The organism is Saccharopolyspora shandongensis, from assembly GCF_900106995.1.
GTDB lineage: Bacteria > Actinomycetota > Actinomycetes > Mycobacteriales > Pseudonocardiaceae > Saccharopolyspora > Saccharopolyspora shandongensis.
This window is the reverse complement of record NZ_FNOK01000077.1, coordinates 18,509-36,416: the sequence shown is the minus strand read 5'-3', so window position 1 is coordinate 36,416 and position 17,908 is coordinate 18,509. Positions and strand designations below refer to the sequence as shown.

Below are 17,908 nucleotides of genomic sequence, written 5' to 3'. Positions count from 1 at the left end.
GAAACGACGAGCGGCTCGCAGTGCTCAACACCGAGAGCGCCGACTGGGCGCGACCGCGGCGGCTGAACCTCGTACTGGGCATGGTCGCCGAGACCAACGCCCGGGCCGCGGTCACCCGCGGCGCCTACGAGGAGGCCTACACCTATCTGAGCGCGCTTACCCCACCGGGTGTGCTGCCGCCCTTCTTCCCCTACTTCCACCGCGTTTTCTTGGACCTGGTCGAGGCATGTGTGCGCACCGGGCGCATTGCAGAGGCCCGGGCACACGTGATGGCCGGCCGGCAGGCCCGCATGGACGCCATCTCCTCGCACCACGCGCTCATCCTCGCGGGCTCGGCCGCGCTGGCCACGGAGGACGAGTCCGCCGACCGGTTGTTCCAGCATGCTCTGGAGTTGCCCCAGGCCGAGCAGTGGCCCTTCGAGCAGGCGCGGATCCAGCTCGCCTACGGCCAGTGGCTGCGCCGACGCCACGACCGCAGCCGAGCGCGCATCCATTTGAGCCGCGCGCTGACGACCTTCCGCTGTCTCAAGACCGAGCCCTGGGCGAAGAGGGCGGCGGAGGAGCTGCGCGCCAACGGAGTCGCGCAGGGCGTGGATCTCGCCGACGGCAGGTCCGCACTCACCGCACATGAGCTGCGCATCGCGGAACTGGCAGCGCAAGGGATGACCAACAAGGAGATCGGCCGGCAACTGCACCTGTCCCCGCGCACCGTGGGGGCCCACCTGTACAAGATCTTCCCCAAGCTGGGCGTAGCCTCTCGCCGCGCTCTGCGGGACGCGCTCGCAGGCGAACCGGAGTCGCGTTAGGGGCCGATGTCCGTGCCGTGCCTCGCACGTCGCCTCGAAGCCGCCGGCGGCCGCGGAGCGAACTCCGTTTCAACGACGGGATGAAGCCGCTGCGCGGAGGTGGATCAACCGCTCGTCGGCTCGGCTTCCTGCGGTGCGGCAGCATTGCGCCACTCGCGGGGCGACATGCCGTAGGCCGCCCGGAAGACCCGGCTGAAGTGGGCCGGGTTCACGAAGCCCCACCGTTGGGCGACGGCGGACACCGTTGGTATCACGCGGCGGCGCTGCGCGAGCTCGCGGCTGCACTCCTCCAACCGGCGTCGCTGAATCCAGCGGCTGATCGTGGTGCCCTCGCCTTCGAAGATCTTGTGCAGGTAGCGAACCGAGATGCGGTGGTGAGCCGCGATCGCTTCAGGTGACAGGTCGGGATCGGCCAGATGCTGGTTGACGTACTCGCGTACTCGTCGGGCCATCACCTGCCCGACGTTGCGCTCCCCGGTGCTTTCGTTCTCCTCGATCCGTTCGCTGATGAGCATCGCCAGGAGATCGGTGACGGTTCCTGCCAGTTGCTCGCCCACTCGAGGCGGGCAACTGGTCGCCTTCCCGGCCAGCATCGACAGGAGCGGCGCCAGCATGGTCGCCACGCCCGAATCCGTGGGCAGGGTGGTGGCCGCGACCGCGCAGATGTCCGAGTTCGGAAGTGCGACGGCCTGTCGCGGCACGTGGAAGAGGTGCATGCGAAAGCGGTCGTACTGGTCGAGCGTGTACGGGTGCGATGTCTCGTAGACGACCAGATCGCCCGGGCTGAGGCGGGCTGTCCGACTGCCCTGGATCAGCTCCGAACGGCCTTGTTCCTGCAGGCCGATGGACACGAACTCGCGGTCGAGCCGGGCCGCGTGCTGGGGCATCCGGATCATCCGCTGCGCGTCGGCCTCGATGGTGGCGACCTTCAGGTACCCCAGGAAGTCGGCGGTGAGCCGCCCTGCGAAGACATCGTCGTTCCGGGGCGTGACCGCTTGTGGGCCGAGCGTGCGAGTGATGGCCTGGTTCCAGAAGGCCAGCTTGTCAACATCCGGTACGGAGGTTGTGGTCAGGGCAATCCGCATGCGAACGACTTCCGTGGGAGTGAGGAGGGGACACTGGGGAGGGCGCGCCTTGCTTGGGCGCGGTGACCGGGACCCTCAACTCATTCCGTCGGTTCGATGGGGCGGAAATTCCCTAGCGCGCAAGTCCACGCTGGTAAGCATGGAGATCTCGGGCGGCCGGTGAGTAGGTCATATGACTGCCGATGTCCCTCGACCGTCCAGAATGCGCATGCCACCAGCCCGCTTCGGTGGGAATGGCCTGCGATGTAGCCGGGATCGGCATTGCTGCGCAGGTCCCGTCGGGCGCCTGCACGACGACGTCTTCGAAGCGGAGGAAGGCCTTCGCGCCAAAGGGTTCGTTCACTACTTGGAGAACGCCGGTGGCACCACGGCACTCGACGCCGGTCGGTAGTCGCTCGCGGCTGCGGTCGTGCTCGACCTCGGTCGAGTGCGGCGACGAGCTGTGCGAGGTCGCGCCGGTGGGAGTTCGCCGGCCACACGGCCCAGGTCCGTCGCACTGCGCCAGGCCGGGTTCAAGAAAGTGGTCGACACGGAGGAGTCCTTCCGCGCCGCGCTGCGATCTCTCATCGACCGCGAACTCCTACCACCCGGCGAGAGGTGCGGTGCGGGCATCGGCTCGCACCGCACCTCCGGTCGCAGCGATTCGTCCGAGCGGTTCGGCATCTGGCTCGTGGAGATCGGCTGGGCACGACCTGATCTGACTGTCCACAGTGGTTGATCGAGTCACGGCTGATGCGGTTGTTGCGGAACGCGCGATCTCGTCCTTGAGCCCTTCGTCCGTGGTGGGGCCGCTGGTCGGCGCCCAGCGGCCCCAGCCTGGCTATTGGGTGATTTCCTTGACGACGTCGGCCGGGCTGGGGCGAGCGTCGTTCTCCGCGGCGACGGCCTGCGCCCGATCGCGGAAGGTGTCTTCTCCCAACACCCGCCGGAGGGCGAGGAAGATCTCGTCCCCGCTGTCAACGGTGATCGCGGCTCCGGCAGCGGCGGCGCGGGCGGCATTGATCGGTTGATCGGCGCCCTGGGGCCACAGCACCATGGGAAAACCGTGTGCCAGGGCGCCGAGGACAGTGCCGGAACCGCCGGCGCCGACGACGAGATCCGCTCGGTCGAGAAGCTGGCCGAGTGGCACGAACGGCACGTAGTGCACCTCGACGCCGTCGGGTCGCCGACTCGGCCGGGAACCGTCATCGCCCGCGGCCGGATTCCTCAACGACGAGCCCACCGTGGCGATCACGTTGACCTCGTGGCCTGCCATCGCCCCGACGGTCGTGTCGAGCACGTCCGGGTCGGAGAAGATCGTGCCCAGGGTGACCAGCACGGTGGGTTTGGCCGGGTCCGCGAAGGCCGGCAGTTCGAATGCCATGTCGTGGGGGCGTCGGTGGGCTTGCGTGCGCAGCGGCAGCACGGGAACGCGGCTGGACCATTCGGGATCCTGCATTTGCGGTGGGCACGGGTCGATGTAGCTCCGCGGCTCAACGGGGTTCAGCCCGGCGTTCCGGTAGCGGGAAGCCGCGGCGCGTTCGATCTCGGTGATCACAGCGGGCGTCGCGGGGCCGATACCCACCTGATGCCAGGGGATGCCGAGATCGGCTGCGACCATCGGACCGATCGCGTCGAACGTTTCGGTCACGATCAGGTCGGGCGCCCACTCGCGGCCGAGGCTGATCGTGTCGGCGCCGCCGAGGTCGACGCGGGAGCCGCCGAAGATCTCCCCGATGAGTTCGGGTCCCGGATGGAACGGGTCTGCGCCGGTGCGGCGGGCGGCGTCCTCGGAGAACTCCATCGGCATGGCACCTGCCGCCAGGAATTCCACTTCGGACGCGAGCTCCGGGCCGACCGCATCCTGCACGCCGGCGCTGGTCGCCAGCGCAACGGCATGCCCTGCCTCGACCGCGGCCCGCATCAACGGTCCCAACGGCAGAACATGGCCGTACGCAGGGGTTGCACTGAACAAGATTCGCACGAAAACTACCTAACATGCTCTTTGTCGAACCGGGTAGCACCCGCGATGACACTTGATGTCAATAGCAGTCGGTTGGGCAGAATCGGTGGTATTTGGGGGCATCATCGTGCTGGTCCGGCCTGTTTGATGAGGCGTTTTGGTGGAGTAGCGGAAGGCCCAGACGACCACCAGCAGGGCCAGTGCCGTCAGCAGGGTACCCATTGCGATCTTCGCGAACGCCAGCCAGCCGGTGGCGTCGGTGAGGTAGAGCCACTGCTTCACGATGAACCGGGCGGCGAACACGGCCGTCGCCGCTCGCACGGCGGCCGCACCGAGCAACGTGTTCTGTTCCTGGTCACCCGCGACGAAGCGCCCCGCGCCGATACCCCCTTTGGCGCGGAGCGCTTCGTTGCGTTGCTCCATCACCCTTACGCCCCTTGACGGTACGCAAGTGGAACAACCACAGGACCCACCATGTCGGGCCCTGTTCGACGCCCTGGACGGAGGAGGAGCCCAGGGCGTACAGCGAGGATGGAACGTCACTGGAAATCCTCGCGAGGGGGAACCTAGACCGTACGGGGGTCACCACGCACATTTGCGTTACCCACCACCGTGGTGGTAATGGAGCGCGGCGGGGACGTTGGGCCCTGTAGTAGATGCCGCAGCGCAGCCGCAGGTCCGGGCGGCCCGGCGAAGGGTGCGGGCGTGTTCGTCATCAAGGAGGTAATTCAGCCGATCGGGGCCGGGTGGTCGTTCCGGATCGCCGCTCCGCAGCGCGAGGTCCTCGGCGCGATCGTGGGTCATCACCAGGACGTGGATGCCGCGCGGCAACTCGATCACCCGCAGTCGCGGTAAACGAGGGGAACGACGCGGCCCAGATTCGACGCGCCCGGACTGCCGCGTGGAATGCCTTCAGCGGGTTCTACGAATACCGAGCGCTGACAGCGCTGCGCGGTTGATGCAGTAGCTCGTGCTCGGTCGATCGGCGCCCACGTGATCGCCTGATCGTTGACCGCAGTGGATGCCCCGGCATAGGGCGCCGCAGCCTCACACGCCTGCGGAGTCCGGGATCGGGTTTCGTGATTTCCCGACCATTCGTAAGAACAGTCGACGACCGGCCTTGGCCTGAGGTTCGTGCCGTCGTGAGCATTCGTCGCCGCCGAATACGTCGCTCTACCGCTACGAGGCTGTCGGGCCCCGGCCGCCACCTCAGCGGGGACGCACGCGGATGCTCAGTTTCTCCAGGAAGTCGGCGAACCGTTCTCTGGTGACCGTCCACACGAGCGACAGGACCTTGATCTCGCCCGCCTTCTGCGCATCGCCGGCCGGGGCCTGTCTCGCCGGCGCCGTGGTCGTCGCCGGCATCGTGCCGGCGGACCGACCCGACGGGAGCGGAGTGGGCGCAGGTGCCGTCGCGCCGGTGTCCGGTTCGGGATGCTCAATGCGATTGCTGAGCTGGTCGGCGAATTGCACGAACATCCGATTGGAGACGTCGCGGACTCCGCGCCCCAGCGACGCGATCCGGCCGCTCAGGTCGACGTCCGAGACGACCTCGATCCGGCTTCCCGCGTCGGCGGACGTCACCTGGAGTCGCACGTTGGCTTGGACGGCGCCGGAGCCACGCTTGTCGCGACCGGTGGCGTTGAGCGCCATCCGGTGGGCTTCGGCATCGCGCTCCACGACGAGGACGTCACCGGCGTAGTTCATCTTCAGCGGCCCGATGGCGACTCGCAGCACGCCTTCGTACCGGTCGTCACCGAGCTCGTTGACGAGTTCGGCGCCGGGCAAGCACTGGGCCACCGCGCGGGTGTCCTGGAGGAACGTCCACACGTCTTCGGCGCTGGCGCCGACCTCGGTCTGGTGCTGCAGCTTCACGCGCGATCTCCTCTCCCCGCGTCCGTCCGGGCGCGCTGGTCGAGCAGGGCCATGACCCGCTCGGCGGTGATGGGCAGTTCGGTGGGCCGGATGCCGATGGCGTCCTCGACGGCGCTGGCGATGGTGGCGGCCGGCGGTCCGATCGGGGGCTCGCCGACGCCGCGAGCGTTGAGCGGGCCCCGGCCTTCGCCGCTCTCGACCACGGCCACCCCGATGTCGGGCAGGTCCATCGAGGACGGGATGAGGTAGTCGGCGAACAGCGAGGACAGCGGGCGTCCGGCGTCGGTCGCGCAGTCTTCCATCAGCGCGTAGCCGATGCCCTGCGCCGCGCCACCGATGATCTGGCCCTGGACCCGGACCGGGTTGATCGCCCGGCCGACGTCGTGGCACGCGGCGTACTTCAGGAGCCGGACGTCGCCGGTTTCGAGGTCCACCTCGACCTCGGCGGCGTGAGTGCCGAAGGTGTAGTCCGGGAAGGTGTGCCCCTGCCCCTCCTTGGGGTCGAAACCGCCGGACCGGGCGCGCCAGGTGTTGAGCACCGAGGTGTCCACACCGGCGTCGGTCGCGGCGCGCACCAGCTCAGGCAGGCTCAGGCCGGTGTCACCGTCCTCGGTGCGCACCATCCCGTCGATCCAGACCAGCTGGTCTTCACCGACGCCGAGAGCCTTGGCCGCGACCGGGGACAGCTGGTCGCGCAGCTTCCTCGCCGCCCGCAGGATCGCGTTGCCCGACATGTAGAGCTGACGGGTGGCGAAGGTGCCGCCGGCGGGCGGGTTGAGCGCGGTGTCGCCGATGTAGACGCTGATGTCGGCCAGCGGCACGCCGAGGATCTCCGAGGCGATCTGGCACAAGCTCGCGGCCTGCCCGGCCCCGAGGTCGGTCACGCCGCTGCGGATCAGCAGCGTCCCGTCGGCCTGCAGCGTCACCCAAGCCGAGGCGTGGTCGCGGAACCAGATGGTCCGCCCGTAGGGCTGCATGCTGCTGCCGAAGCCGCGCCCGATCACCGTGTGCGGGCCGCTGGGCCGGCTCGGCTCACCGAGCATCTCGAGCGCGGCTCGACGGGTATCGCGGACGGCGACCGCGGTCGTCACCGGCTCGCCGGCGGCGGTGAGATCGCCCTTCTCGATGTGGTTGCGGTCGCGCACCTCCTCGCGGCTCAAGCCGAGCTTCGCGGCCAGCGCGTCCAGCTGCGATTCGTAGGCGAAGACCACCTGCATCGCACCGAAACCGCGGAAGGCGCTGGTCGGCACGTTGTTGGTGAAGACCGCGCGGGACCGCGCGCGCACGACTGGCACCTTGTAGGGACCGGTCGACAGCGCCGCTCCGGCGAACAGCACCCGGGCGCTCAGGCACGGGTAGGCACCGGCGTCGCCGACGATGTCCGCGTCGACGGCCAGGAGCTTGCCCTCCTTCGTCGCTGCCGTCCGGTAGTGCATCGTGAACGGGTGCCGCTTGGTGCTGGCCAGGATCGATTCCTGGCGCGACCAGACCATCCGCACGGGGCGGCGGGTCCGCCACACCAGCAGGGCGATGTACGGCTCGACGGTCATGTCCTCCTTGCCGCCGAAGCCGCCGCCCATGTACGAGGCGATGACGCGCACCTGGTTCTGCGGCAGGCCGAGGATCGAGGCGATCTCGACGGCGTGCTCGATCACCTGCGTGGAGATGCGCAGCGTCACCACGTCGTTTTCGATCCAGCCGACGCCGGCCTCGGTTTCGAGGTAGGCGTGCTCGACGTGCTGGCTGCGGTAGGTGTCCTCGACGACGACATCGGCCTCGGCGAACGCGGCATCGAGATCCCCGCGCTCGAGGCGCCAGTTGACCAGAACGTTGCCCTCCTCGTGCACGAGCGGGGCGTCCTCGGCCAAGGCGTCTTCCGGGCTGTACACACCCGGCAGCGGTTCGTACACGACCTCCACGAGATCCGCCGCTTCGGCCGCGATCTCGGGGTCCGTTGCGGCCACGACCGCGACCGGCTCCCCGACGTACCGGACCCGGTCGACGGCGAGCACCGGCTGCTCGACGGTGAGTTCGCCGAGCCCGCCGCTGGCGTGTTCGACGATCGCGTTGTGCGGGACGTCCGCCGCCGTGAGCACGGCCACCACGCCCTCGAGCCGCTCCGCGGCCGAGGTGTCGATGCTGACGATCTTGGCGGGGCCGGCGTCGGACCGGACCACCTTGCCGTGCACCATGCCCGGCAGGCTCCAGTCGGCGGCGTACAGCAGGGTGCCGCGGACCTTGTTGACGAAATCGTGGTGCGCGGGGGACTGGCCGACGACGCGGAAATCCCGCTCGCGCGCCAGCGGACCCGAGTCGGCGTCCGGGTCGAGCTCGGCCGGCCCGATGGTCTCCGGGGTGGTCCCGGGGTCGACCGTCGTCACTGGGCACCTCCCATCTCGGCGGTCCGCTCCGCCGGTGTGTGCAGGTAGTCCTCGACCGCGTCGACGATCGCCTGGTAGCCGGTGCACCGGCACAGGTTGCCGACCAGCTCGTGCCGGATCTCCTCGCGGGAGGCCGCCGGGTTGCGCTGGGCCAGGGTGGCCGCGGTGAGCAGCACCCCGGCGGTGCAGAACCCGCACTGCGCGGCGCCGCGCTCCAGGAAGCGCTTCTGGAGCGGGTGCGGCTCGTCCCGGGGATCCGACCAGCCGCGGAGGGTCATCACCTCGTGGCCTTCAGCCTGGACGGCGTACATGCTGCAGGCGCTGACGGGATCGCCGTCCAGCAGCACCGTGCACGTGCCGCACACGCCTTCGGCGCAGCCGTAGCGCACGTCGGGCATGCCCAGGTCGTCGTGGAGCACGTCGAGCAGGGTGCGGTCGTTGCGAACCCAGATCTCGTGTTCGCGGTCGTTGACGCGCAGCGTGAGCTGAGTCCGGATCATGCCGTGCCCTCCTCGCAGAGCGCCTGCTGGAGCAGGCGCCGAGTGTGTACCGCCACCAGCCGCCGTCGGTAGTCGGCGGTCGCGTGCAGATCGGTGTCGGGCTCGAGCGACGCCGCGATCGCCTCGGCGCTCTCGCGGGCGCGGTCCGGGGAACCGGGGTCGGCGAGCGCCGGCTCGAGCAGTTCGCGGTCGACCAGGACCGGCCGGTCGGCGACGCCCCCGAGCACGACTCGCAGGTCCGGTTGCCCTCCAGCGCCACCGGGCCGTGCGACCACGCTGACGCTCACGGTCGCGAAGTCCGAGTAACGCCGCACCACCTCGTGGAATCCCCATCGAGCGTCACCGCCGACCGGTAGCCGTGCGGCGGTGACCACTTCCCCGGGCCCCAGCGCCGTGGTCAGGTAGGTGATGAAGAAGTCCTCGGCGGCCACCGTCCGGGGCCCTTCCGGTCCGAGCACGTCGAACTCGGCGCCGAGCGCCAGCGCGACGCATCCGATCTCCGCGGTGGGATCCGCGTGCGCGAGAGATCCGCCGAACGTGCCGCGGTTTCGGACCCGCGCATTGCCGACGAAGCGGACCGCGTGCGCGAGCATCGGGGCGTGCGCCCGGACGATCTCGGAGGAGGTGAGCACGCGGTGCCGGGTGTTGGCGTCGATGACCAGGCTGCCGTCCTCGACCCGCGGGTCGCCTGCCGGCACCGAGTTGACGTCGATCAGCGCGCCCGGGAACGCCAGCCGCAGGTTGAGCATCGGCACCAGGCTCTGGCCGCCGGCGAGGATCTTGGCCTCCCCGTCCCAGATCCGGAGCAGCTCGACGGCGTCGGTCCATGATTCGGCGCGCTGGTACTCGAAGCAGGTCGCCGGCGTGCGGCCGGCGGCGGTCGGCACGATTTCCTGGATGCTCATGGGGATTCCTCCGCCCGACCGACGAGGTGGCGGAGCACCTCGAGTTCGACGTCCGCAACCGGCTGCAGGTAGCCGAGCTCCTCGTGGACGAGCAACTCGAAACCGGTGGCCGCGTGCACTTGGTCGAGGGTCGCTCCGGCTTGGAGCGCTCGAACCCGCATCCGGTGGGAATGCGGGGCGAAGTCGAGCAGCGCCAGGTCGGTGACCACCCAGCCCGGGCCGCCGTGCAGCAGCCCGCTGTCGTGGCGGCTGGTGCCGCCGGTGAGGTGGCCGGGGCTCGTCACGAAGTCGACCTGTTCGACGAACCGTCGTGGTTCGTGCTGGGTGACGATCACGACCTGGTTGCACATCGACGCGATGTCGTTGGCACCGCCCGGGCCGGGCAGCCTGACGGTCGGCTTCGCGGGATCGCCGACGATGCTGGTGTTGACGTTGCCGTACCGGTCCACTTGCGCGGCACCGATGAAGCCGTAGTCGAAGAAGCCGCGCTGGGCCATGAGGAAGATGTCCGTGGCGCCGGTCAGCATCTGGGCGCCGACCGCGGCGCGGACCTCGTTGGTCGAGGCGGGCACCTCACCGGGCTTCAGCTCGACGCCGATCATCCCGCCCTCGAGCAGCACGGTCAGCTGCGGCGCCTGCCGTCGCTTGGCGATCGCGGCGGCCAGGAGCGGCTGGCCGATGCCGGCGAACAGCACCTTGCCGTCCTCGAGCAGCCGGCTCGCGGCGATGGTCATGATCTCGTCGGGCCGGGCCTGCGGGTGCTGCGCAAGCACGAGCGCTTGTTCGGCGCTGCCGATCAGCGAGTCGATCACCGCGGCATCAACTCCTCGCCGGTACGGCGGAGCGCCGCGAGGCGGCCGGGATCCACCGAGCCGGTGTACGCGTCGTGATCGGCGTGGGAGGCCAAGCCGGCGGCATAGGCGCGAGCCCCGTCGAGCCCGTCGGCCCGGACTGCCTGCATGTAGGCGGCGAACTCGTCGAGGTCGGCTTCGTAATGGCCGTAGCACTCGTGCGGGTAGGCGCCCATCGGCTGGTGCACCACCGCATCGACCGCGAAGGCCGGCACCAGGGTCCGGGCCGGGTCGAGGCGGAGCTGGTCGGTGGGCACGATCTCCTCGGCCGTCAGGATCACGCGGCGGGAGGCGAGCACCAGGTCCGCATCCATCAGCTGGTACCCGTCGATCTGCGCGTTCCCCGAGGCGTCGGCGCGCTGAACGTGAACGAGCGCGACGTCGGGGTTGAGGCTCGGCACGGCGTTGAGCACCTGACCGGTGTAAGGACAGGCGATCGTGGCCAGCTCCAGTCGCCGGTGGATGTCGGACCCGAGCATGCTGACCGTGGGCAGGAACGGCACCCCCATCGCGCCGGCCTTGTAGCGCAGGCCGATGCCCAGGTGGCTCCACTCCTCGAAGGCCGCCTCGCCACGTTCGACCAGGCGGCGCAGCACCGGGGCCAGGCCCCAGCCGTGGCCGATGCCGACCCAGCTGGTCATCACCCGGTCGGCCGCGCCGGTCGCCAGCATGACCTCGGCTTCGAAGCACGACAGCGGGCGGGTCATCGTCAGCCCGGTGCGGCCTTGGCGCAGCACTTCGATGAGCAGTGCCATCGGAGTGCGCGCGTGGTTGGTCCCGCCGACGCCGATCACCGCACCGTCGGTCACCAACCGCCGGACCGCATCGGCGGCCGTCGTGCGCTTGTCCTCGGCGGCCCGGCTGTGCCCGCTGAGGTCTGCGCGGGCCGCCTCGGTGCCCGGGGTGATGAGCCGCGCGCTCATGGTGCCCCCACCAGGCTGCCCAGCAGCGGCCGGACCTCGCCGGCGAACCGCTCGACCTGCTCGGGGTCGTATTCGTACGGGACCAGGCAGATCTCCTGCACGCCTGCGTCGAGGTGGGCGGCGAGCTGCTCCGCGCAGTCCTCGGGCGTCCCGCAGATCGCGCTGTCGGGGGTCGCGCTGCTCCACTCCGGCGTGTCGAAGTAGGACGCCAGCCACGGACCGACGCGCGCCTGCGCCTCTTCTTTGGAGGATCCGATGCAGATCGGGAGCTGGTTGAGCGAGTGGAGCTCGCCGGGGTCGCGTCCCGCCTCCTCGGCGAATCGCTCGATCTTGCGCCAGGATTCGGTGAACGCCGCAGCGGTGTAGAAGTAGGTCAGCCAGCCGTCGCCGAGCGTGGCGACCCGCTTGAGCACGCGGTCGACGTACCCGCCGATGAGGACCTGGGGGCGGGGCTGCGGGAGCGGCAACATCTTGACCCGGCGGAAGGACAGGTCGTCCCAGGTGCCGGTGACCTCGTCCTTGGTCCACAGTTCCTTGCAGATCTCGAGGTTGCGCTCGAAGATCCGGCCGCGGCCCTTGAACGGTGTGCCGGTGGCGTCGAATTCGCGCTCGTACCAACCTGCCGCGAGCCCGAGCCGGAGCCGGCCCTGGGAGATCGACTGGATGGTGGCCGCGGTCTTGGCCATCAGCGCCGGGTCGCGGATCGGCAGGACCAGGATCCCGGTCCCGAGCTCGATGGTCGTGGTGTGCGATGCCAGCACCGCCAGCGTCGTGAGGGCCTCGAGCTGAGGGAAGGGCTGCCGGCTGCCGAGGAAGAGGTGGTCCCACGCCCAGAGGGAGTTGAATCCGAGTTGCTCGGCCCGGCGGGCCGTGGCCAGCAGGTCCTCGATCTGAGGTGTTCTCTGCGCGGAGGTGAAGTTCTCCACGGCTAGCCCGAATTTCGCTGGCATGTCGTCCTCTCCTGTACGAGAGCGTTGCTGCGGCCCACTTTATTGACGGGTTTCGCCGGTTCCTATGTCATCAGTTGACACCTGAAACTCGGGCGTTTGTCATTGAGTGCCATGGAGTTCCGGATGCGTGCGGAGTCGACCGAACGTGCTTGGCGCCGCTTGCGGAGCACGGTCCACACCACTGGCGACAGCACCCCGGAATCAGTCCAGAGACAGCGTCTGCCGGCCCGTTGATGGCACCTGCCGGAGCAGGCGGCGTCGTGGTCCGCGGATCCGGTCGAGGCTCGCCGCAGGCATGGTGATTGCACGCGGCGCATGGCAGCATTCCCCTCCAACCGCCAGTGGTCATTGGCAGAAGTTGGCAAGGAGCGTGTGCCGTGAGCGATTCCCAACAGGCGGACTTCGGTCATATCACCGGTGAACTCGTCGTACGCGACCTGCTGGACATGAAGATCTTCGAAGCCGCGGTGGTACCCGCCGGGGCGGACGGGCTGCACCGGCGGATCCAGCGGCTGAACGTGATGACCGTGCCGGACATCCTCCCGTGGATCAAGGAGAACGAGTTCCTGCTCAGCACCGAGTACCCGCTGCCGAAGGCCGAAACCGAGCTAGCGCACCTGGTGACCGAGTTCGCGGCGCGGGACATCGCGGCGTTCGGCATCAAGTACAGCTCCAGCGGTCGGCGGTTGCCGCAGGTCGTGCTCGACGCCGCCGACCGCGTCGCGCTGCCGATCGTGGAGATCCCCAACGATGTTGCCTTCGACGACATCCTCAGCCGGGTGTTCTCCGACATCGTCAACCGGCAGGCCGCCACGATCGCGAGGTCCAAGGAGATCCACGACGCGTTCCTCCAGATCGTGCTCACGGGCGGAAGGCTGCCCGACATCGCCGCGAAGCTCTCGGAACTGCTCGGCGATGCTGCCGTGGTGGCGACGGACAGTTCCGGCCGGGTCCTGGCCGCGGTGCATTCGCCGCGCGAGGAGCAGCGGCTCGCCGACCTCGGCCTCCTCCACCGGAACGACCGGCTGCGCATCTCCCACCTCGGCCCCGGCGTGCACGAGCTGGACCACGACCTCACCGGCATCATCGCCCCGATCCGGGCGGGCGATCTCTCGCACGGCCACCTCACGGCGTTCGGGCGCTGGGACCCGATGGGGATGGATGTCACGATCGCCGTCGACCAGGCCGCGGTCGTCGCGGCCCTCGACGTGACCCGCCAGCTCGCGGTGACCGCCGTGGAGCGCCAGTTCGAAGCCAACATCTTGCACGACCTGGTGACCGGTACGCCCGCCGACATCGTGGATGCGCTGGCACGCGGGGCCACCTTCGGTTGGGACCTGCAGCGCCCGCTGGTCGTCATGGTCAGCCGGGCGGAACATGCGCTGGCGAGCGGCGCGGAGCACGCGGGCACCCCCGACCTCGGACAGCAGCGGTACATAGACCTGTGGTGCGCCGAGATCCGCAACCACGACCGGCATTCAGCGGCGGCGGCGTTCGCGAGCAACCTGGTGGCGGTCGTGGACGCTGGAGACGACCCGGCGGCGTTACCGAAGGCGGTGTGGCACGGGCTGAAATCGACCACGCGGCAGGAGTTTTCCATCGGGGTGAGCTGTCCGGTGGACGATCCGCAGCGGATTCCCATCGCGTACGAGGAGGCCCGCAAGGCGCTCCACATGGGACGGCGGTCCCAGGGGCCGGGGAAGATCACCATGTTCGGTGACCTCGGGCTGTTCCGCCTCCTCAGCCTCATCGACGATCCCGACGAGCTGCGCGAGTTCGCCCGGGATTCCCTGGGACGACTGCTCGAACTCGAACCCCGGGAGCGCACCGAGCTGGTGAAGACCCTCGCAGTCCTGCTGGACTGCCACCTCAACGTGGCCGAGGCGTCCCGCTTCCTGCACTTCCACTACAACACGATGCGCTACCGCATCGTCAAGCTGGAGCGCCTGGTCGGCCCGTTCATGTCCGACGCCCGACTCTGCCTGAAGCTGTCCGTGGCCCTCCAGGTGCTGGAGATGCACCAAGTGTCCGACGCCGCCCACTGACCAGCCACGACGAACATCGCCTACCGTCGCTTCGGACACGTCCAACTGCGCACCGCGCTCCAATCGCGCCGACGCACGCCGCATCGCATGTGGGCTCGCCGCGGTCATCGGCGCACCGGGGGACCGTCGGGCACGCCGGCCAGGGCGATGCCGGAGTGCGTCTTGTAGCGCCGGTTGACGCTGATCAGCGCGGCTGTGAGTGGTTCGAGGTGGCGGTTGAGCCGCAGAGGCCCGATGCAGACACCCCGGGCGCCGGTGACCGCACCTGCCAGTTCGGCGACGTGGTCCGCGGCGGCTTCGTCGTCGGCGGCGACCATCACGGTTTGGTCGCTGAGATCTGCGTCCGGGTCGTTGAGGGCGACCGCCGAAAGGTGGTGGAACGCGCCGACCACCGCGGACTCCGGGAGCAGCGCCGCGGCCGTCTCTGCTGCCGAGCTGTCGCCGGGTAGCAGGCCGATCGGCCCGCGTTCGTCGAAGGTCAGCGGATTCACGCAGGTGACAACGATTTTGCCGCTGAGGTGTGGGGAGAGTTCCTGCACGAGTTGGTCGTGACCGTCGTACGGGATCGCCATCACCACCAGGGAAGCACGGGCGCAGGCCTCGGCGTTGGTCGCCGCGGTGATGTGGGCAGCTCCTCGTTCGCGCAGTCCGGCTGCTTTCGCCTCGGCGCGCTCAAGAGACCGCGAGCCGAGCGCGACGCGGTAACCGGCGCGGGCGAAGCGGAAGGCGAGTCCGGAGCCTTGGGGACCGGTTCCGCCCACGATCGCGATCACGTCCTGCATCGCGTGTGTGCCTGTCAATCTGTTCGCCTCCTTCGTGCGACGGGCGCCGGTCATCTGGTCGATGAGTGCCGCCGATCGTCACATCGGAGCCTATGGGCCGGGCGCCGAGGATCGAATGGCTATATCTGCCAACACAAGCGACGTTGTTTGGCACGACCTCCCAGGATCGGAGCAGGCGGTAGCGCTGTCCCCGCCTGCGGTGTATCCCAAGGCAGGTGCGCCTGCCGAGTCGGTCCGCGTGGCCTGGGGAAAGGCATGGTACGGCCGTGATCGACTGGTTTCCACGTCAGAGCGAGACAGTGCGGGCAGTGGCACTTCGTCACCATGTGCCAATGCGGTGACGGTTCATTCGTAACATCGTGTCAGGTGTCAACGCCGGTTTGTTGTGGGCTCTGGCGCGGTTCGGACTGCCCGGGTGGAACGACTGGATGTTCGTCCTATTCGGTGGAAGTTCTGCCGGATCCGGTGCCGAGAATTGCTTTCACCCGGCCGGTTCGCGCCCAGCACCGGTAAGACCTACCGATTCGGCATCAGCGAAGTTCGAGCAGGAGGTACGCAATGCCTCAGGTGGCACTCACGACCGACATCGGCGAAGGGTACGGCCGGTGGACGCTCGCAGATGACGAGGCGTTGCTCGACGTGGTCACCGCGGCGAACATCGCGTGCGGCTTCCACGCGGGCGATCCGGGCATCATGCGCCGGACCTGCGAGCTCTCGGTGGAGAAGAACATCGCGATCGGCGCGCAGGTCAGCTACCGCGATCTGCACGGGTTCGGCCGCCGCTTCATCGCCTACACCAGGCAGGAGCTGACCGACGACCTGCTCTACCAGATGGGTGCCCTCGAGGTGTTCGCCCGCCTGGCAGGGGGGCGGATCGACTACATCCGCGCTCATGGTGCGCTTTACAACGCGGCGGCGACCATCACCGAGCACGCCCAGGCGATCGTCGACGCCACCAAGGAGTACAACGCGGATCTGCCGCTGCTCGCGCAGGTGGGCACCGAGACCTGGCGGTTGGGCCGCGAAGCCGGACTCAACGTCGTGGCCGAGGCTTTCGTGGACCGGGCCTACACCCCGGAAGGCCTGCTGGTCCCGCGGACGGAGCCGGACGCCATGCTCTCGGACCCCGAGCAGGCGTCGGCGCGCGCGGTCGAGATGGTCACCGAGGGCGCGATCACCGCGATCGACGGCACTCGCATCTCGATCGAGGCCGAGGCGATCCTGGTGCACTGCGACACGACGAGCGCCGTCGACATCGCCCGAGCGACCCGCAAGGCCTTGGAGGCGGCGGGCGTGCAGGTCACCCGAATCGGTTGATTCAGTTGGCCGAGGAGCTCATCACCCGCAGGTGCGGCGACACCGGATTGCTCGTCGAGCTGGGCGACAACCGCCGCGTCCACGCGTTCGCCGCGGCGGTCCGCGCCGCGGATCTCGATGGGGTCGTCGACCTGGTGCCGGCACTGGACACCTTGCTGCTGGTCGTGGATCCTGCGCTCACCGATCCGCCGGCCGTCGAAGGACTGCTGCGCGATCTCGAGGTCGGCGCGGTGGCGCGGGCGGAGAACCGCAGGGTCGAGATCCCGGTGCGCTACGACGGCGAGGACCTCAGCTGGGTCGCGGAGCACTGCGGCCTCGACGAACGGCAGGTGGTTCGCCGGCACACCGCAACCCCGTGGCAGGTCGGTTTCTGCGGCTTCGCGCCCGGCTACGCCTACCTGGTCGGCGGTGATCCGGCTTTGCGGGTGCCGCGCCGGAAGGAGTCCCGGGTCGCCGTGCCCGCCGGCTCGGTCGCCATCGCGGGGCAGTTCTCCGCGGTGTACCCCCGCCGCTCGCCAGGCGGCTGGCAACTCCTCGGGCACACCGAAGTGTCGCTGTGGGACACCGAGGCGGATCCGCCCGCGCTGCTGCTGCCCGGGGACGAAGTCGTCTTCTGCGAGGTCGCCTCATGACTACCACTCACCCGGAGTCGACTGCGGAGCTGACGGTCGTCGACTCCGGGCTGCTCGCGCTCGTGCAAGACGCGGGCCGACGTGGTTGGGCGCATCTCGGTGTCGGCGGGTCGGGAGCGTTCGACCGGCCCGCCATGGCACTGGCGAACCGCCTGGTCGGCAACGATGAGTGCGCCGCCGTGATCGAGGTGACCAACGGCGGCCTGGTATTCACGTGCGACGCCCCGACGCGGGTGGCGATCACCGGCGCGGCGCTGCCGGTGAAGGTGGGTAACCGCTCGCGCTGGACGCACGAGGTGATCGCGATCCCTGCGGGAGGGACTGTGCGCCTCGGTGTGCCCGAACGCGGTCTGCGCAGTTACGTGGCCGTCCGCGGCGGGATCCGAGCCGAACCGGTCCTCGGCTCCCGCTCGACGGACCTGCTGTCCAGGCTCGGGCCGCCACCGCTGCGCGCGGGTGACGTGCTGCCGATCGGAAGACCGCGAGGTCCCGTCCCGGCCTCCGATGTCGTTGTCCCGCCGCCTGTCTTGGACGAGGACGAGTTCCTCCCCGTCTCGCTCGGACCGAGGGCGGACTGGTTCGAACCGGAGGCGGTCGAGGCCCTGCTGCGAAGCCGCTTCGAGGTGACCGCTGACTCCGACCGGATCGGTGTCCGCCTGGCCGGGCCCGCGCTGCCGCGCCGGATCCACGACGAACTGACCAGTGAGGGTGTCGTCGAGGGCGCACTGCAGGCGCCACCGGACGGTCGGCTGACGCTTTTCGGGCCCGACCACCCGGTGACGGGCGGCTACCCGGTGATCGCGGTCGTCCGCGACCGTGCAATGCCGCTGGTGGGGCAACTGCGACCCGGCCAGGGCGTCCGTTTCACGCGCGGCTGAGCGCGAAACGATTCGCCGAGCTCTCCGGGGAGAGAG

At 69.3% G+C, this 17,908-nt stretch carries 17 protein-coding genes and 1 pseudogene; 7 read left to right on the top strand and 11 right to left on the bottom strand.

Going from position 1 to position 17,908, the window contains the following annotated elements; genetic code table 11:
* The coding region (locus BLW84_RS42195; RefSeq protein WP_143061308.1) for a helix-turn-helix transcriptional regulator at window positions 1–806 on the top strand (806 nt) is incomplete at its 5' end.
* A 104-nt stretch (window positions 807–910) separates the two neighbouring features.
* Here the strand turns inward: BLW84_RS42195 and BLW84_RS42190 are convergent.
* Complete coding sequence (locus tag BLW84_RS42190; RefSeq protein WP_093277786.1) at window positions 911–1,891, bottom strand: helix-turn-helix domain-containing protein; 981 nt, start codon at window positions 1,889–1,891, stop codon at window positions 911–913.
* Between the two features lie 520 nt (window positions 1,892–2,411).
* On the opposite strand from BLW84_RS42190, the gene BLW84_RS42180 reads away from it, so the two are divergent.
* Window positions 2,412–2,609, top strand: a complete 198-nt coding sequence (locus BLW84_RS42180; protein WP_093277782.1) for a hypothetical protein — start codon at window positions 2,412–2,414, stop codon at window positions 2,607–2,609.
* A gap of 102 nt (window positions 2,610–2,711) precedes the next feature.
* Here BLW84_RS42180 and BLW84_RS42175 read toward each other — a convergent pair whose 3' ends face one another.
* On the bottom strand, window positions 2,712–3,806 hold the full coding sequence (locus BLW84_RS42175; RefSeq protein ID WP_245761763.1) for a glycosyltransferase: 1,095 nt from the start codon (window positions 3,804–3,806) through the stop codon (window positions 2,712–2,714).
* Window positions 3,807–3,863: 57 nt separating this feature from the next.
* Window positions 3,864–4,157: pseudogene (locus tag BLW84_RS42170) on the bottom strand (DUF3159 domain-containing protein); the annotation flags it as partial.
* 381 nt (window positions 4,158–4,538) lie between these two features.
* Here BLW84_RS42170 and BLW84_RS48105 point away from each other — a divergent pair.
* Window positions 4,539–4,688 (top strand): hypothetical protein, encoded by a 150-nt coding sequence (locus BLW84_RS48105; protein ID WP_177226994.1) that lies wholly within the window; start codon window positions 4,539–4,541, stop codon window positions 4,686–4,688.
* 354 nt (window positions 4,689–5,042) lie between these two features.
* On the opposite strand, the gene BLW84_RS42165 is transcribed toward BLW84_RS48105, so the two are convergent.
* The 7 genes from BLW84_RS42165 to BLW84_RS42135 are packed head-to-tail and all read right to left on the bottom strand — an operon-like array spanning window position 5,043 to window position 12,218.
* A complete protein-coding gene (locus BLW84_RS42165) occupies window positions 5,043–5,708 on the bottom strand; it encodes an SRPBCC family protein (protein ID WP_093277775.1) in 666 nt (221 codons plus the stop codon).
* The gene (locus BLW84_RS42160) at window positions 5,705–8,089 is read right to left on the bottom strand and encodes a xanthine dehydrogenase family protein molybdopterin-binding subunit (protein ID WP_245761762.1); all 2,385 of its coding nucleotides are present in this window, start codon (window positions 8,087–8,089) and stop codon (window positions 5,705–5,707) included. The genes BLW84_RS42165 and BLW84_RS42160 overlap by 4 nt, the downstream gene beginning before the upstream one ends.
* Window positions 8,086–8,589: a (2Fe-2S)-binding protein gene (locus BLW84_RS42155; protein ID WP_093277773.1), complete on the bottom strand. Its 504-nt coding sequence runs from the start codon at window positions 8,587–8,589 to the stop codon at window positions 8,086–8,088. Before BLW84_RS42155 ends, BLW84_RS42160 begins: the two co-directional genes overlap by 4 nt.
* A complete protein-coding gene (locus tag BLW84_RS42150; RefSeq protein WP_093277770.1) occupies window positions 8,586–9,494 on the bottom strand; it encodes an FAD binding domain-containing protein in 909 nt (302 codons plus the stop codon). Before BLW84_RS42150 ends, BLW84_RS42155 begins: the two co-directional genes overlap by 4 nt.
* Window positions 9,491–10,306 carry a CoA-transferase subunit beta gene (locus tag BLW84_RS42145; protein ID WP_245761761.1) on the bottom strand — a complete coding sequence of 272 codons (816 nt, stop codon included), beginning with the start codon at window positions 10,304–10,306 and terminating at the stop codon, window positions 9,491–9,493. Before BLW84_RS42145 ends, BLW84_RS42150 begins: the two co-directional genes overlap by 4 nt.
* Window positions 10,303–11,268: a CoA transferase subunit A gene (locus BLW84_RS42140; protein ID WP_093277767.1), complete on the bottom strand. Its 966-nt coding sequence runs from the start codon at window positions 11,266–11,268 to the stop codon at window positions 10,303–10,305. Before BLW84_RS42140 ends, BLW84_RS42145 begins: the two co-directional genes overlap by 4 nt.
* Window positions 11,265–12,218 carry an LLM class flavin-dependent oxidoreductase gene (locus BLW84_RS42135; protein ID WP_093277764.1) on the bottom strand — a complete coding sequence of 318 codons (954 nt, stop codon included), beginning with the start codon at window positions 12,216–12,218 and terminating at the stop codon, window positions 11,265–11,267. Before BLW84_RS42135 ends, BLW84_RS42140 begins: the two co-directional genes overlap by 4 nt.
* A gap of 377 nt (window positions 12,219–12,595) precedes the next feature.
* Here BLW84_RS42135 and BLW84_RS42130 point away from each other — a divergent pair, with 377 nt between their 5' ends.
* Window positions 12,596–14,263: a PucR family transcriptional regulator gene (locus BLW84_RS42130; protein WP_245761760.1), complete on the top strand. Its 1,668-nt coding sequence runs from the start codon at window positions 12,596–12,598 to the stop codon at window positions 14,261–14,263.
* 104 nt (window positions 14,264–14,367) lie between these two features.
* On the opposite strand, the gene npdG is transcribed toward BLW84_RS42130, so the two are convergent.
* Window positions 14,368–15,063 (bottom strand): NADPH-dependent F420 reductase, encoded by a 696-nt coding sequence (gene npdG, locus BLW84_RS42125; RefSeq protein WP_245761759.1) that lies wholly within the window; start codon window positions 15,061–15,063, stop codon window positions 14,368–14,370.
* Window positions 15,064–15,603: 540 nt separating this feature from the next.
* On the opposite strand from npdG, the gene BLW84_RS42120 reads away from it, so the two are divergent.
* The 3 genes from BLW84_RS42120 to BLW84_RS42110 are packed head-to-tail and all read left to right on the top strand — an operon-like array spanning window position 15,604 to window position 17,872.
* On the top strand, window positions 15,604–16,362 hold the full coding sequence (locus BLW84_RS42120; protein WP_093277758.1) for a LamB/YcsF family protein: 759 nt from the start codon (window positions 15,604–15,606) through the stop codon (window positions 16,360–16,362).
* Window positions 16,363–16,367: 5 nt separating this feature from the next.
* A complete protein-coding gene (gene pxpB / locus BLW84_RS42115) occupies window positions 16,368–16,994 on the top strand; it encodes a 5-oxoprolinase subunit PxpB (protein ID WP_245761758.1) in 627 nt (208 codons plus the stop codon).
* Entirely contained in the window at window positions 16,991–17,872 is an 882-nt protein-coding gene (locus BLW84_RS42110) for a 5-oxoprolinase subunit C family protein (protein WP_093277754.1), read from the top strand. Before pxpB ends, BLW84_RS42110 begins: the two co-directional genes overlap by 4 nt.
* The last annotated feature ends 36 nt before the right edge of the window (window positions 17,873–17,908 follow it).

Coding starts and splice junctions, on each gene's coding strand:
- BLW84_RS42190 (WP_093277786.1), bottom strand. CDS start 1,891: ATGCGGATTGCCCTGACCACAACCTCCGTACCGGATGTTGACAAGCTG.
- BLW84_RS42155 (WP_093277773.1), bottom strand. CDS start 8,589: ATGATCCGGACTCAGCTCACGCTGCGCGTCAACGACCGCGAACACGAG.
- BLW84_RS42150 (WP_093277770.1), bottom strand. CDS start 9,494: ATGAGCATCCAGGAAATCGTGCCGACCGCCGCCGGCCGCACGCCGGCG.
- BLW84_RS42140 (WP_093277767.1), bottom strand. CDS start 11,268: ATGAGCGCGCGGCTCATCACCCCGGGCACCGAGGCGGCCCGCGCAGAC.
- BLW84_RS42135 (WP_093277764.1), bottom strand. CDS start 12,218: ATGCCAGCGAAATTCGGGCTAGCCGTGGAGAACTTCACCTCCGCGCAG.
- BLW84_RS42120 (WP_093277758.1), top strand. CDS start 15,604: ATGCCTCAGGTGGCACTCACGACCGACATCGGCGAAGGGTACGGCCGG.
- BLW84_RS42110 (WP_093277754.1), top strand. CDS start 16,991: ATGACTACCACTCACCCGGAGTCGACTGCGGAGCTGACGGTCGTCGAC.